This window comes from Paenibacillus sp. JT22N1, assembly GCF_059692155.1.
The window spans coordinates 270,964-286,755 of the sequence record NZ_JCAUAW010000012.1; the positions used below are offsets into that span (position 1 = coordinate 270,964).

Annotated in this window: 12 protein-coding genes; 5 read left to right on the forward strand and 7 right to left on the reverse strand. The window is 43.1% G+C overall.

Features of this window, described 5'->3' with window-relative positions; genetic code table 11:
- Window positions 1-168 precede the first annotated feature (168 nt).
- The 3 genes from AC58UU_RS23610 to AC58UU_RS23620 are packed head-to-tail and all read left to right on the forward strand — an operon-like array spanning window position 169 to window position 3,617.
- A complete protein-coding gene (locus AC58UU_RS23610) occupies window positions 169-1,095 on the forward strand; it encodes an ABC transporter permease (protein ID WP_497319333.1) in 927 nt (308 codons plus the stop codon).
- 18 nt (window positions 1,096-1,113) lie between these two features.
- A complete protein-coding gene (locus tag AC58UU_RS23615) occupies window positions 1,114-1,995 on the forward strand; it encodes a carbohydrate ABC transporter permease (protein WP_497319335.1) in 882 nt (293 codons plus the stop codon).
- Window positions 1,996-2,054: 59 nt separating this feature from the next.
- Window positions 2,055-3,617 carry an ABC transporter substrate-binding protein gene (locus AC58UU_RS23620; protein ID WP_497319337.1) on the forward strand — a complete coding sequence of 521 codons (1,563 nt, stop codon included), beginning with the start codon at window positions 2,055-2,057 and terminating at the stop codon, window positions 3,615-3,617.
- Window positions 3,618-3,847: 230 nt separating this feature from the next.
- Here the strand turns inward: AC58UU_RS23620 and AC58UU_RS23625 are convergent, their stop codons facing one another.
- From AC58UU_RS23625 to AC58UU_RS23650, 6 genes are all read right to left on the reverse strand, one after another.
- A complete protein-coding gene (locus AC58UU_RS23625; RefSeq protein WP_497319338.1) occupies window positions 3,848-4,039 on the reverse strand; it encodes a hypothetical protein in 192 nt (63 codons plus the stop codon).
- Between the two features lie 72 nt (window positions 4,040-4,111).
- A complete protein-coding gene (locus tag AC58UU_RS23630) occupies window positions 4,112-5,989 on the reverse strand; it encodes a heparinase II/III domain-containing protein (protein ID WP_497319339.1) in 1,878 nt (625 codons plus the stop codon).
- Between the two features lie 32 nt (window positions 5,990-6,021).
- Complete coding sequence (locus tag AC58UU_RS23635; RefSeq protein ID WP_497319340.1) at window positions 6,022-6,897, reverse strand: carbohydrate ABC transporter permease; 876 nt, start codon at window positions 6,895-6,897, stop codon at window positions 6,022-6,024.
- Between the two features lie 17 nt (window positions 6,898-6,914).
- Window positions 6,915-7,871, reverse strand: coding sequence for an ABC transporter permease (locus AC58UU_RS23640; RefSeq protein WP_497319361.1), 957 nt, complete (start codon window positions 7,869-7,871; stop codon window positions 6,915-6,917).
- Window positions 7,872-7,940: 69 nt separating this feature from the next.
- Complete coding sequence (locus tag AC58UU_RS23645; protein WP_497319342.1) at window positions 7,941-9,578, reverse strand: extracellular solute-binding protein; 1,638 nt, start codon at window positions 9,576-9,578, stop codon at window positions 7,941-7,943.
- 211 nt (window positions 9,579-9,789) lie between these two features.
- A complete protein-coding gene (locus AC58UU_RS23650; protein WP_497319343.1) occupies window positions 9,790-12,156 on the reverse strand; it encodes a helix-turn-helix domain-containing protein in 2,367 nt (788 codons plus the stop codon).
- A gap of 231 nt (window positions 12,157-12,387) precedes the next feature.
- Between AC58UU_RS23650 and AC58UU_RS23655 the strand changes: the two genes are divergently transcribed.
- On the forward strand, window positions 12,388-13,518 hold the full coding sequence (locus tag AC58UU_RS23655) for a glycoside hydrolase family 88 protein (protein ID WP_497319344.1): 1,131 nt from the start codon (window positions 12,388-12,390) through the stop codon (window positions 13,516-13,518).
- A gap of 219 nt (window positions 13,519-13,737) precedes the next feature.
- Window positions 13,738-13,947: an alpha/beta-type small acid-soluble spore protein gene (locus AC58UU_RS23660; RefSeq protein WP_171644979.1), complete on the forward strand. Its 210-nt coding sequence runs from the start codon at window positions 13,738-13,740 to the stop codon at window positions 13,945-13,947.
- Between the two features lie 102 nt (window positions 13,948-14,049).
- Here AC58UU_RS23660 and AC58UU_RS23665 read toward each other — a convergent pair whose 3' ends face one another.
- Window positions 14,050-14,832 (reverse strand): squalene/phytoene synthase family protein, encoded by a 783-nt coding sequence (locus AC58UU_RS23665; protein ID WP_497319345.1) that lies wholly within the window; start codon window positions 14,830-14,832, stop codon window positions 14,050-14,052.
- Between the last annotated feature and the right edge of the window lie 960 nt (window positions 14,833-15,792).

The window sequence follows — 15,792 nt, forward strand, 5'->3', positions numbered from 1 at the left end:
CTCAAGCTTGAGCCAGTTTTCTTTTTGAACCCTAATGAGAATACATTCATCATATGAGAACTAAGGATAAAGACGGTTTCAGGACATTGATACGAAATGAGGAATTGAGGTTCCAAACAAAATGAGTCATATTGAAACCATAAACCAGACAATGACTAACATGAAGGAGTGAGATACTTGCAGTTCAAAAAACAAAGGCTGATGCAATCTAAGAAAAATTTCCAGATTACATTGCTAGCGTTGCCCGCTATCGTTGTTATTTTTATCTTCTCTTATATACCGATGGGCGGAATATTCATCGCTTTCAAAAACATCAATTATACGGATGGCATTTTCCGAAGCCCTTGGGTTGGATTTGAGAACTTCAAGTTCTTTTTCACCTCAAGCGACGCATGGATCGTCATCAGAAATACATTAGCGTACAATTTCATTTTTATCGTGGTCGGCACCTTTCTTTCCGTCGTGTTCGCCATTTTGTTAAATGAAATTGTCAGCAGAAGAGTCTTAAAAGCTTATCAAACTGTATTTTTCTTTCCATACTTCTTTTCTTGGATCATCGTCGCTTACATGGTTTACTCATTTATTGGACCTCATGGTATCGCTACTACATTCCTTGAACAGATGGGGGTTCCATTCGAATTCTATACTGAAACCTGGATATGGCCATTTTTCCTTACATTCATTAATATCTGGAAAGGGCTCGGTTATGTGAGCATTATCTTCTATGCTGGCATCATGGGCATCTCCCAAGAGTACTTCGAGGCCGCAGCGATCGATGGTGCATCCAAGCTCCAAATGATTCGCAACATTACAATTCCACTGCTGATGCCTTTAATCACGATCATGACCCTTTTATCTATCGGCAAAATATTTTACTCCGATTTTGGATTATTTTTCTTTGTCCCCCGAGAAATCGGACAATTATTCCCTGTGACTCAAGTTATTGACACGTATGTGTACCGCATGTTGAAAGTGTCTGGCGATATTGGCATGTCATCTGCTGTCGGACTATTCCAGTCCCTTATGGGGTTTATCGTAGTCATACTCAGTAATTATGTGGTAAGAAAAGTAAACGAAGAAAATAAATTATTCTAGAGGTTGGGAGGCTCTGCCGTGACTTTAAAGAGAAGGATTCCTCAATTATTGATACATGTTTTGTTTATCGTATTCTGTCTTAGTTGCTTGATCCCTCTGGTCTCCATCATCTCCATTTCTGTAAGTAATGAACCCGATATTGTTAAAAATGGATACAGCATTTTTCCGCGTATATTCGACCTAAACGCATACAGGTACGTTCTATACAAACCTGTACAGATTTTGAATGCATTCAAGGTATCCATTCTTGTTTGTTTGATAGGCACTTTTCTTTCCGTGTTAATCATGGCCGGGATTTCATACGCCATCTCTCGGGAAGATTATAAATTCAAAAATTCGTTAAGCTTCTACGTTTTCTTTACGATGCTGTTTAACGGCGGATTAGTTCCGACTTACATGCTGATCAGTAATTTCCTTCATTTGAAAAATACGATCTGGGTGCTTATTCTCCCTTACTTGGCCATCCCTTGGTTTATTTTGATCTTAAGGTCCTTCATGCAAAAGATCCCTCTGAACATTATTGAATCATGCATGATCGACGGTGCCAGCGAGTTCAGAATTTTCTTCCAGATCGTTCTGCCTCTTGCTAAGCCCGGGCTGGCCACGATAGCCTTATTTACCCTGCTGCAATATTGGAACGACTGGTGGCTAAGCTTACTGTATATCGAGAAAGAATCTCTTGTCCCGCTGCAGTTCATGTTATATCGCATGATGAGCAACATCCAATATCTGACGAGCTCTAGCAATATGATGCCTCCGGGGATGAACAATATTGTCCTGCCGTCCGAGTCCGCTCGAATGGCCATGGCTATCCTGGCTGCTGGCCCTATGCTCCTCGTATTCCCGTTCTTTCAGAAGTATTTTGTCAAAGGGCTCACAGTTGGCGCTGTGAAAGGTTAGCTTAAACATGGATGATTCCATTTTAAGAATATAATTAAAGTTTAAGGGAGGAATTAGACATGTTTCAACAGCTTCGATTATCGAGATCAGGTGTCATCGTAACAACCGTACTTCTTGCTAGCAGTATGATTTTTTCTGCTTGCGGATCCACTAGCTCAAGCACTACATCAAGTGCGACACCAGCCCCCTCCAGCAGTCCGGCGACCAGCGGCAAGACCGATTCGGCGGCAGCGCTTCCGGAAGTGAAGCTCACTTGGTATGTCGGAGGAAGCTTCCCACAGCCTGAGCAAGATGCCGTGTTTGCAGAGGTTAACAAAGTTATTAAATCCAAAATCAATGCAACAGTCGATTTCAAGACTTTCAGCTTTGGCGAATTCGATCAGAAAATGCAAGTGGTGATCGCTTCCGGTGAACCCTATGATCTTACATTCACATCCAACTGGATGAATAACTACAGCCAAAACGTCGCCAAAGGAGCCTTCCTACCGTTGGATGACTTACTCGTTAAATATGCACCAAAATCTTATGCTTCTGTTCCGAAAACGTTCTGGGAAGCAACCAAAGTAAAGGGTAAGATTTACGGGTTCGTCAACCAGCAGATCTCTGCTAGAACCCCTGCTGTCGAAATGCCGAAGGAATTTGTTGATAAGTACAGTATCGATACGAAAGCACTTAGCGGTAAGTTGACCATCGATAACTTATCGGTTCTTGAACCTACTTTAGCAAAAATTAAAAAAGATTATCCTGACAAAGCGTTCATCACAGGTTTAAACATGTACCAAGATGCGTTTGATTTTGAAACAATTGTCGGTATCAACGTTCCAGGAGCTGTAGCTTATTCGGATGACAGCCTCAAAGTAATCAATCAATACGAATCAGCTAGCGTTAAGAAGTATGCCTCGATCATGAGGGATTGGAATGCAAAGGGCTACCTGAATTCCAAAGAACGCATTTCCAAGAAAGCTGACGACTGGGCTGAGGGCAAAGCAGGAAAATGGTCTATTAATATCGGTGGCGCATTCAAGCCAGGAGGCGACGTACTCGCATCTAACTTAGGCGGAGTACCTTACGTTGATATTCCTGCGGGAACTCCACACTTAACAACAAGCGGCATTATCGCAACGATGCATGCCATCAATCGCAATTCCAAAAATCCGGAAAGAGCGATGATGCTGCTTGAGCTGTTGAATACGGACAAAGACCTTTATAACTTGTTAAACTTCGGAATCAAAGATAAGCACTACAAGATCGACGCAGACGGATATATGGTTCCTGGAGACAATCAAAAAGGATATAACCCGCAGGTACCTTGGATGTTTGCTACCAACTATCTGGCAAATGTAGAGAAAGGAATGCCTAAAACGGTATGGGAGGACACCAAGAAAATTAACGATTCCGCAATCCCTTCCAAATTACTGGGTTTTACATTCAATGCTGAGCCAGTGAAAGGTGAAATCGGTAAAGTAAGCGCTGTCTATGATGAATATTACAGATCTATCGATCTAGGTGTTGCTACTGAAGATAAATATAATGAGTTTGTAGCCAAACTCAAAACAGCAGGCTCCGATAAAATTATTGCCGAAATGCAAAAGCAGATAGATGCTTGGAAAGCTTCTAAGTAAGAATACTCCTCAATCATATCCTGCACTATTTGCACTTCGTTACACTCGGATAATTGCCAGGATAGGCTGGATCTTACGCATTGATGAAGTAAACGATATAACGCTTCGCAATCGTATGTAAAGTAAAGAAGGGCTGAATATTCAGACCTTCTTTACTTTACGTACATGAAATTTCTCCTGTATTCCTGGAAATGACAACGACATAGGCTCCTTATGCTTGCAAAGCAATACTACACGTATACCGCTCCCCCTTGTTCGATTCCAGCGGCTACGTTGGCGCTTAACGAAAAGCTGTCGCCTAGAATTTCCTGGCAAGCTTCCACAGCGCTTGTACCGTTTGCCGCTGCTTCGTAGATCGCCTGCATTTCGACTACGTCGCGCAGCTGCGCCTGGAGTAGTCGTTCCTTCTGTTCTGCCGTCATTGTCGAAACCCCCTACCAGCCTGTCGTCGTTTGTCAGGAAACCCGATAAAACATAATTTCAACGCCATTTTTTCATTGGCATGTACGAATTCTATACATCCATTTTGCACTGCGCAAAGGCAGTTTCGGCGACAACACAATACGATATAGCCGCTCTCCCCAAGCGCTTCTCATCCTCTCATCCGATAAAGGAATGGTGTCGATCATTATCTGTGTGTCTACGCCCAGGTTCAGTTCGATCACTATCGATGTCCCATCGGGAAGCTTAAGTAACAGTCTGTTTTCAGATTCAAGCCAAGGTTCATGCGGTGTCATAAAATTTATCTGAATGTCAGAGGTCGAGGCTTGCAATTCAAACGTGTCCGTAATAACGACAGAAGAAACCGCTTCTCTTTGCAGCCTGCAGCTTCTGCGCCAATCGATAATACCGGCTTCTGCCGGGTACGCTTTTGCCAAGCTCATGGATAGCTCAGCTGCAAGGTCATTTGCTTCATAATATACCTCAGTGGCAGTGAACGACTGTCCGTTCTGTTGTTCGCATTGGTTGATGACAGGCAGATTATGATAAACGGATCGCATTGTCCAGATTTCATATCGCTGCGGGCCGAATGTTTTGGCGCTGTAGGTTTCCGCTCCGGGATCGATAAGTACAGGTAATCCGTTATAGTAAACGACAAATTGGCCGACGTCATTGTGGTTATGAAATTCGTCATTATGGCCTCCTTTTGCCGCCAAAAAGAAACCCGCTGCACTTCCTTCCTGCTCTCTAGCCGCCATTAGTTCAATATGCTGTAGCCATACATCCTTTATATAAGGCGCAGTACTTTCCGTTTGTTGCATCTCATCCAGTTTAAATAACATCGGCACCACACGGTGAAGCGACGAGTTATCTTCCCTTTCCCGCATAGAGGCCATTGCGTACTTCGCTAGACCAATCATATGCGGCTCATTCAAACGGAGCCCGAAACGGTATAAAACACTGCAGTCGACAGACAGACGGGGGCTAGCATCAGCGAAATTCACATAAAAATCGCGATCGATAAAAGCTCTGCATATATAAAGACCGATTTGCCGGATCAGCGGCTCGTCGAAAACATCAAATTGGCCATTCGATGCTTCATATAACATATTGAGACAATCGAACAAGGCTCCACCCGCCCGATCCCAGTAGGCAGGCCCCTCGTCGCAGCCGCCGTCTGCCGCATACGATTGCAAGAAACGGTCAAGACTAGTTATGATTTTGGTTATAGCCTTGATCCGAATAGCTGTATCATCCTCGACCAGCAGGAAACTGAACAAACAGCCCGAATTCACCCAAGGGTTCCAGTTGTTAACCGGACGATCCGAGATTAGCCCGAGCCAGAAGAAATCATTCCTTGTCAAATAAGGTTCAAAAATACGCAGCCGAAGTTCATGACGAATTCGTTTGGATATTGCAGGACTTACCCCATCCAAGCTCTCTCGAAGCAAATAATAAATCGCTGCAAGCAGGCCGCCTGTTTCAGCTGCCATCAAATCAATGGCGTGTTCCGACACATCAGGCAGACCGTCATCCTTCGCTTTTGGGGATAAATAGAGATGTGCCGGCAACGTCCAACACGATTCTTCACACACAGCCCATATGCCGTTTACGATAGCATCAATAAATCTCCCTCGATTTTCGACGCATTCAGCCAAGACAAGTTTAACAAGCATCTTTCTGCGTGAAAAATATAATTCCTGGAATCTCGTTCGATTGCCGTCCCGTTTATAATCTAAATACCGAATAGCAGGCAGTGTAGGCCATGTGTACGAGAGAGCATCCTCACCGTCTCTGAGTAACCCATCCCTTGTTTGCTTCGGTAGTTCCAGCCAGGCCCTCCGTTCAAGGAGTGCCGGAAATGGCCGGTAAGCCGCCGAAGAGACAAATAATGACTCCGGCGACCTCCCGTCCAGATGTTGCATCAGCATACTAAAACCTCCTTTGCCAATGAACCCCAGTTTTAGCCTTTAACAGCTCCAACCATAGCCCCTTTGACAAAAAATCTTTGTAAGAAAGGATAAACGAACAAAATTGGAACTGTCGCAACCATGATCGTTGCATATTTGATCGTTTCTCCGATCTGGTATTGGTCTCCTCCGCCCGATGACATGCTATCCGTCGAATTGGAGATCAAAATTTCGCGCAAAATGACTTGGAGCGGAAACAAGTCGCGGTCTTTAATGAACAGTGAAGCATAGAACCAAGCGTTCCATTTATCAACTGCGTAATAAAGAGAGATAACGGCCAAGACCGGTAATGATAATGGCAGGATGATCCGGAACAACAGGACAAAATGGTTGGCGCCGTCGATTTTTGCGGATTCTTCAAGCGCGTCCGGTATCGACATAAATGAGGTGCGCATAATGATCAAATTGAACGTGTTGATCGCAAACGGGATAATCACAGACCAGAGCGAATCCAACAAACCGATGCCTTTTACAAGCAAAAAGAGTGGAACTAAGCCGCCGTTGAAGAACATCGTAAACAAGATCAAAAAGGTAAAAAACTTATTCCATAGCACGTTTTTGCGAGAGAGCACGAAAGCGCCCAATGCGGTTAAGAACAAGTTAAAGACAACACCGACAACGAGAATAAATAACGTGTTGCTATAGCCAGTTAAGATAGCAGAGTTTGAAAAAACCAGCTTATAAGCTTCCCAATTGAAGCCTAGTGGTTTCCAAAGCAGCCCTTGATGAGATACGATTCGACCAGCATCGCTGAATGATGCGAATGTAACATACAGAAGCGGATACACCGTCACGATAATAAGAATACTTAATATGAGATATACCGCTCCATCAAATAGGCGTTCAGATAAACTAATTTTTGTTGGCATGATGGAGCCTCCTTCCTTTACCATAGACTGTTTTCAGTGACTTTGCGGCTCAAACGATTGGCGACCACTAATAGAATTAGATTTAACACCGAATTAAACAATCCTACTGCTGTACTATAGCTCCAGTTAAATTCAAGCAGGCCTTTCCGGTATACGAACGAGGAAATGACGTCAGCCGTCTCATAAGTAACAGGATTATACAGCAAAATAATTTTTTCAAATCCGACATTCAACAAGTTTCCTGTCCGCAAGATAAACATAATCACGATGACAGGCATAATTCCCGGAAGCGTAATCCGCCAGATCTGCTGTAATCTGGAAGCTCCGTCTATTCGCGCAGCTTCGTACTGTTCTTGATCGATTCCTGTTAATGCAGCCATATAAATAATGGACTCCCAACCAATACGCTGCCAAATTTCCGATATGATATAGATGGGCCGGAACAACTCCGGCTTCTGCAGCATGGCTTGACCGTCGCCGCCGAATACTTGGGTGATCAGCGTATTGATGAATCCGCCGCTATTGGTGAAATCCTTGATCATACCGCAAATGACAATCATAGAAATGAAGTAAGGCATATAGGCGATGGATTGCGCGGTTTTCTTAAATGCCTTATTTCTCACCTCATTCAGCAAGAGAGCGAGAATAATCGGCATAGGAAATTCAAAGCAGAGTGAATAAAGACTGATCACGAGTGTGTTTTTCAAAATGCGCCAGAAATAATATGAGCCAAAAAAGAGTTTAAAGTTGTCTAAACCGACCCAATCGCTGCCTAATATCCCTTTCATAGGAGAGTAGTTCTTAAAAGCGATGATCGCCCCGTACATGGGCACGTATTGAAAAATAATATAGTAGGCCAAAACAGGAAGCATCATCAGATACAGATATTTGTTTAGTATGAAATCTTTAAGCAATCTTGAACGGAAAGTAACATTAGCAGAGGGTCTTGATCTTGTGTCAAGTGATGCCTGCATATTCCTATTCATGAACAAGCTCCTCCTTTTGAGCAAGAAAGGCGGGGAGGATTTCCCCGCCACCGTGCATTAGCGTTTGTTATAGCGATCCAAAGCTGTTTTCTCAATTTGAATGGCGCGATCAATTTTAAGTGCCTTCATCTTTGTGACATAACTGTCGAACGAATCGGCCGGCACGGTCCCCAGAATGATTTTCAAGCTCATTTCATCAACCAATGTGTTGACATCGTTCATAATTGTAGCAAGCTCAGTACTCTCGGCAGGACTCGGTGTAATCGGCGGAATCCTATATTTCTCAGTATCCGTTTGCGACCAGATTTGAATCGCATCTTTTTGCTCCGGCATCGTCAAGTATTGTTCAATATATCGTTTGTCTTGGACAAATGGTCCGTTATATCCACTGCGGGCATATAAAGCAAGTGCTTGAGCAGGAGCCAGTTTATCCGGATTTTTCATCACGATGTCGGTATATTTCGGATAATCGGTTTCAAGCTTGTAGCTTGTCCCTTCGGTACCGAAGTTAAAGAACATATGCCCCTCATCGCTATAACCGTAATCCAGCATTCGAACGGCTGCTTCAATATTTTTGGACTTTGCTGAAATGGCAACGGATCCAATTGGCACATAGGAGAAGTCCTTTTGTCCAAACATTGGCTTATCGCCCTTCTTAAGCACTGGGTATGGCGCCGGTACGAGCTGAGCTTTCGCGTCCTTCTGCTTGATGAGCGGCGTCCATTTACCGATACCTGCGCCTGTATTCCATACGCTCGCGCCGCTGCGGTCTGAGGTCATATTGGAGTCCATTGTCTTTGTATCTACGGTCGCAATGTTTTTGTCGATTAGCCCCTCTTCATACCATTTATGGAACGTCGCCAAAAATTCCTTGTAGCCCGGCTCCATTGGACCGTATTTGACTTCACCGTTAGCCAAGTAGAAGTTTTTGATAACGCCATACGCACCTACAAAAGCGCCGCCGTCTAAACCAAACAAGGATGTTGGCGTTCCGAGGAAAGTAAGCGGAGCAGCGACTCCCTTCTTCTCCTTAAATGCTTTTAGTGCGGCATACCACTCATCCATTGTCGTAGGAACAGGCAGTCCGAGCTCATCCAGCCAGTCTTTCCGGACGATCGGGCCTTGATACGTTTTCAGCACATTATCGCCACGGATAAACGGAAATACGTAATAACTACCGTCATCGGTTTTGATTTGCTTGTCTACTTCCGGATGATCCTTCAAATATTTTTTCAGGTTGGGCGCATACTTATCAATGGCATCGTTCAGTTTTAAAATATATCCGTCGTTGATTGCCTTCTGCCCGCCGCCTGGGAAGTCGCTGCCCCAAGCATATTCAATCATATCAGGGAGATCCCCGGAAGCGATAAGCATGTTAAGCGCTTCTTTCGCTTGGTTGGCAGGCGGTTGAGTGAATTGCAGCTGTACACCCGTACGTTTCTGCCACTCCTGAAAGAAAGGAACCTGGTCAAAGTTCGGCTTTGTGCTGGCAACATTCGGATTCAGATCGCCCCAATAGGTTAATTTTTTGTTTACCTTAAGCGGATACACATTGCCGTTTGCCGCAGTTTCGGCTCCAGCCGTCGTCTCTTTCGGCGCTTGCCCGGAATCGCTTTTTCCGGCGCAGCCTGCAATCAAACTGCCAACCATCGTTAACATCATCATGGAGGCAAATACTTTTTTCTTTTTGTTCATGTGCTAGAGTCCCCCTTAATTTATCTTGTTGAAGCCTTGCGCTGAGCTTACAGTTCTCAGTATGACTTCCAGACAACTAAAAATAAATGTTGAAAAGCTCCAAAATCGTTGATGAAACCTGCTCGCACATGCTCAAAAAGTCCATTTCTATCTTCAATTCATCACTTTCCATCTAAAAAAAGAGGAAGAGGACTTATTCGTCCGCTCCCCATTACAATTCCATTTCCTTATATTTCCCCGGTGTAATTCCCTCATACTTTTTAAAAACGCGTATAAAGGTCGCCGCCTCGTTGAAACCAACGAGCTTGGCGATTTCGGCAATGGGGATCGGTTTTTCCCGAATGAATTGCTTAGCCTTCTCAATACGATATTTCCCGATATAATCAAGCAAGCTTTCCCCAGTCAGATTTTTGAACAATTGTGACAAATAGCTCGGCTTCAAATCGAACTGCTTTCCGATCATATTGACATTCAAATTAATATCCTCGTAATGACTATTAACATAATCCATTACCTCTGCAACCAAACCGCGTAAAGACTCCGCTTTCCCTTTGGTGACATTCGTTTCGAGCTTCGAAGAGGCATATTCGCAAACTTCACGCAGTAAAAAAGTGAGCTGCTCATACATCTCTTTTATCGTACCGCAGGCGGCTATTTGCTCCATCCAACGAGGATTTTTCGCGAGGAAGCTTTCTTCCATACCTCCGATTTCGTTAATTGTCTTGATCATCGTACTGATCAAATTGAACATGACACAGCGCGCCAATGTGATCGAAGCGAGCGGCCTGTTGAAATTCCTCTCGCTGATTTCTTTAAGGACAGCGCTGGCTTTATCAAAATCGCCCACTTTAATAAAATTGATCATCTGCTGCTCAACTTGAAGCGGATAGTAGTAACCTAGCTGCTCCTCAGTCCAAACATCCGTTTGAATCTCGTCGAATGAAATGATCTCCGTCTTTCCGAGCACCAGCTTATATTCCATAGCGTCAAGCGCTTCTTGGTACGCCTGCGCAATTCCGGCCAAGGTCTGGTGAAAACCACTGTAAGATAAAGTAAGTTGAATCTTAAAACGTTCCGACAGAAATTGCTGAGCCTCCGAAGTGATCCACCTTAAGTCTTTTTTACGCTGCTCCTGCTCTTCATGGGTGAAATTAACGATACAAGCGAGCATCTCATCCAGCTCGGTGACATAGCCACGATGCTGCTTTTGCCCAACAAGCTCTTCAACTACATTTGTCAAAATAAAATGCAATAGCCTGTTTTTACTTTGCAAATCCATCTCCGGATAACCCGAATAGAAGGCTTCAACATCCTCCGCGTAAAATAATATAACGGCAAAGTCATCAGACTCAAATTGAATATCAAATTTAGTAAAAGCCTCGCTAATGGGGATATGTGCATCGAGCTTCCCCTTAAGCAGCCGATTCAGCATGTTGGATCGAAGCATATGACTTTGCTTCTGCAGCTGCAAGGAGATTTGTTCATTCTCCGTTAGCGTATTGACAACCGCTTTTTGGATAAACCCCAATTCGTTCTCGTTCGAATACACATTTTTTTCTATGTCATTTCCAGAGAGTACCTGGACCAATTTTCTTATTGGAGAATAGTTCCGGCGCATAAAGAAAAGAGTCAGCAGCCCTGCACCTATTATGCTGCAAATAATGCTGATGTAAGTAAAGCGACGAACGTATTCCGCCTTTTGCCAATAGATTTGGCTTGGGACCACCGAGACATATTTAAGGCCAGACACATCCGATTTGATATAAAATACTTCAGATTGAGCGGACGCACTTGGGGCTACAGACAAACCGTCTTCCATTTGTTTCAACTGGTCCAAAATTCCCTGCGACGGAGGTTCACTGGTGTTGGAGATCAACACACGATCGGATTCATCCATAATGAACATTTGCCCTCCACTAAAGCCCAGGAAATTCTCAATCGCCTTCTTAAACCATGCCACATCGGTCATAACTACAACCGTACCGGACGTCTTTTCACTTGTTCCTGCCGGCATGTGCGTGAGATAAGCAAACGATTGCTTGGGGGCTAATGCATCAGAATAAGGCAAAATGATGAATCGATTGCCCGTAGCATGAAGAACAGCCTGTTCCCATTCTTCGAAAGTCATTGCTCCCGTATTATGTACAGCATCAAATTCAACATGAAAATCTCTGACACAGCCGGGACACAAAACAGATTGCTGCTTGTCCCATGTGACATAAAAATCATTGATAGTGGAATAAGAGGATCGATATAATTTCAATTCGTTTGCAATCTGATAAGCGGTATATTGCGCTTCATTCTCCATTTTGTTCGTGTAAAATAAATCTTGAATTTTTAAATTCCACGTAATTTCTGTATCCAACCGTTTCATCCGTTCAATCTGAGTATCGATTGTATCTCGTACCTGTTTCAGCAATGCATCATTTGCACGATTGATCTCGCTTTTTAGATTTATACTTGCCTCACGATACATGATCACACTCATTAGAATCGGGAAAAAAACTACGGCCGTGTAGGAGATGAGCCATGCAAAAATGACGCTTTTTCGTTTCCTCCACAGTCTCTCCAGATTCATTGCTGTCCCTCCTTCTTGATAACCTTTCCTATTGTGACATAATTCAATCCACGAAGTAAATCACGACCTCATCTTTTTCATACTTCAGCACTTATTGTTAATCCAATTGTATTTATTGTTAATGAATTGTTTATTTTCAAACTCTGATTGTAGGAATTCAACATATCGCAGGCATAGCACCCGATTTATAATGAATGTATTAAATTAATAAGAACAAAGGAAGGTAATCATATGTGGACAGCAGCTATTGAAGACGCAATACTTAAAACCAAAATTAATATTAATAAGTTTGGGGAACTGTTTCCTTATACAGGTCTAGACGGCGGAGACTATAAAAGAAGCTATCATGATGACTGGACGGAAGGATTCTGGTCCGGACTGTTGTGGATGTGTTACGAATACAATTCGGATGAAGCGTTCCGGAAAGCAGCTGTGCAGACTGTACGAAGCTTTGATCGCCGCTTGAAAGAGCGTAGAGTCATTAACCATCACGATATCGGCTTTCTGTACCTCCCTTCTGCAGTTGCCCAGTGGATGATTGACAAAGACGAATCCGCCAAAGCACTTGGACTGCGTGCAGCAAATTGTTTGTTAGAGCGCTGGCGCCCGGAAGGGCAATATATTCAAGCGTGGGGTGAACCTGGAGATCCGAAGAACGGCGGAAGAATCATTATCGATTGTTTGCTAAATCTTCCACTTCTATATTGGGCTTACGAACAAACAGGTGAATCCCGTTACCTGGATGTTGCTGTTACACATGCCAATAAAAGCAGAAAATTTTTAGTAAGGGGTGACGATTCCTCTTATCATACCTTTACATTCAATATGGAGACGGGCGAACCAGTCGGAGGGAGCACGCATCAAGGATACTCGAATGGTTCGACATGGACCCGCGGACAAGCATGGGGAATTTATGGTTTTATTTTATCTTACAAATATACGGGAGACCCCCTGTTTTTGGAAACGTCGCGCAGAATGGCACATTACTTTATCAAACATTTACCTGAAGACTATGTTACGTTCTGGGATTTCAACTTGCCTGAAGATCCCAACAATTATCGCGACAGCTCGGCTACAGCCATTGCGTGCTGCGGCATGTTAGAGCTGATGAAGCACCTGCAAGCTGATGACCCGGACATTTCATTCTTTAAAGAGGCTGTCAACCGCTCCATGAATTCACTTGTGTCGAATTATTCGACAATGAATGACCCTGACGCAGAAGGATTGTTGAAACGCGGATCTTATTATGTGCGCGGCAACCTGTCACCTGACGACTTTGTCATTTGGGGAGATTATTTTTATCTTGAGGCTCTACTACGCCTGGAGAGAGACCTTCCTGGTTATTGGTACGAAAGAAAGTAGCAAGGGGGAATAAATGTTTGGTACAAAAAAGAGGATAATCCTAGATGTTTTATCATCAGGACTATCCTCTTGCTGTTATGACAAACATCTTAACAAAATTCGTTACTGTACATGTTTTCCAATACTTTGCCTTTTCATAACCGCAGTAAATATGAATGTATAATAGTTCCTTCCACTCCACATTATAAGAGTACACCAGAAAAAGGAGTGATTTTTTCCATGGCAAACAATAACACATTAGTTGTTCCTCAAGCAAAAGCGGCTTTAAATCAAATGAAATTTGAAGTAGCTCAACAATTAGGAATACCTCTACAACCAGATGGTTACAATGGAAATCTCGCTACACGCGATGCAGGCTCTATCGGTGGCGGTATTACGAAAAGATTGGTACAAATGGCTGAACAACAACTGCAAGGCTTTCAACGTTAATTCTTTGATGTAGGAGCAAGTGCAAAAAGACTCCAATCACCTTTCCTCCTTACGGTGAATGAAGTCTTTTTTATGTTGATCAAAATCTATAAGACAATTATGTTATCCAGTCACACGACTCACAATTTTTAGAACCGCATCTCTCGTTAATTTGTTTCCACCAACAGCGATGAGTTTTACCGTAGCATGAGCTAGTGCTAATGGTATCTTGCAAAATTTCAATGCTGGACCTTCCTTCAGGTCTGCGACATAAGAGTCGGCGAGTTGTAAATTGCGACGTGTGTACTGTTGCATCTCATTGAATCCCCAACCGTCAGGAAAGAAGTCAACGCCACGTTTAAGATCCTCCGCTCTATTTCGGAGGATATTTACCGACTGCAGTCCTCTTCCGAAGGCAATCGCCTTCGTTAAATCCGATTGCGTCCCATCATGCCACATCCAGAGTTCTGATAGCATTTCTCCAACCATACCAGCCACGCTATAGGTATAGCGATCCAGATCCTCTTCCGTATGAATATTCCACCCGTTCTGAACCCATTCGGCCATTTGTAACGACATCTTTGCGATGTAATCATATACGATTGAAGCTCCGGAGGGTGGACAAAGAAGCGCCCACTCATCGAGTTGCATTGTAACAGCAGGTAATACTGCCCCATAAGGTGATAGTAATTTTTGTGTTGCATCGATAATATGTGGGGATTGAAATGCCTCGTGTATCCCGAGCAATAACTCCACTTTCAATCGGTCTGTGAGTTCCTCATGATCCTCGATTTCATCTATAGCTCGCATACACAGATAGGCAGATGTTACAGCCTCCCTCAATCCTAAATCCAAGTTACTTATCGGAATATAAAAAGTACGGCTCGTTTTCTTCAACATGGTCATTGCATCATTCAGGACGACGTTAGTGATGGATACTCCCTCCAAGTACTAGATTATCTTTTAACTTACTCATAGCTTTATATCATCATAACATACATTGATATTGTCAATCCAAATACTATAACTATTACTCTACTAAGCTGCCCGTTAGTGTAGCGAAAGGCTGCACTAAACAGCGGAAATGCAATTTTATATTTGAATCGCGATTTGAATGACATACTTATCTGGATCCCCAACAGCTAAATAACTAAGTAATTCATATTCGTAGGCATTGCCCGTAATGGTCAAATTACTAGCGGCAAGGCAATATATGACTTTAGCTTCTCATAGGATGCGGGCAAGCTTTCGTAAGACCCCTTGTGATTCATGATCAAATAGTTGCCCTTTGGCTTGATATAAAGTAGCTCGCTGTTATGCTTATAGCTGATTTTATTGGAATAATAATCAGGATCATAGACCCCTTCCTCCACACTGGATTTGCAAATGATCGAACCAATGGGAAAATCATAGTCGATAAGGTGTTCGTCGCAATAATCAAAGATCCTATATATTTTTTGGACATGGTCCTTTTCACCACATTCCTTAGAAAGTCTAACCGCAATAAAAAACTCTTCCTCACATTCCTCGACCCAAGGCTCTCCACAATTAACATGAAGCGCACGATGAGTATTATCAATTTTAGGTGGAGGTATTCATTGCATTACAAAAAATATTGCTTGTGCTAATTAAATAAAGTTGAACAATTCTGTTCATTAGGTGAATAAAGGGCTACCAAGCGGTAGCCCTTTCATTATTGAACTATACGTTCGTATTATGAGGTCACCAGAGGCAATAATAAAAAAGAGCTAGCAAAAATACCGCTAACTCTCGTATTGATCAATGAATGGCCTAATTACAATCTTTCAATCAACCAATAAAATGCCAGAACAAAAATAAGGCAAGACGTTGAAATCATCATTTTAC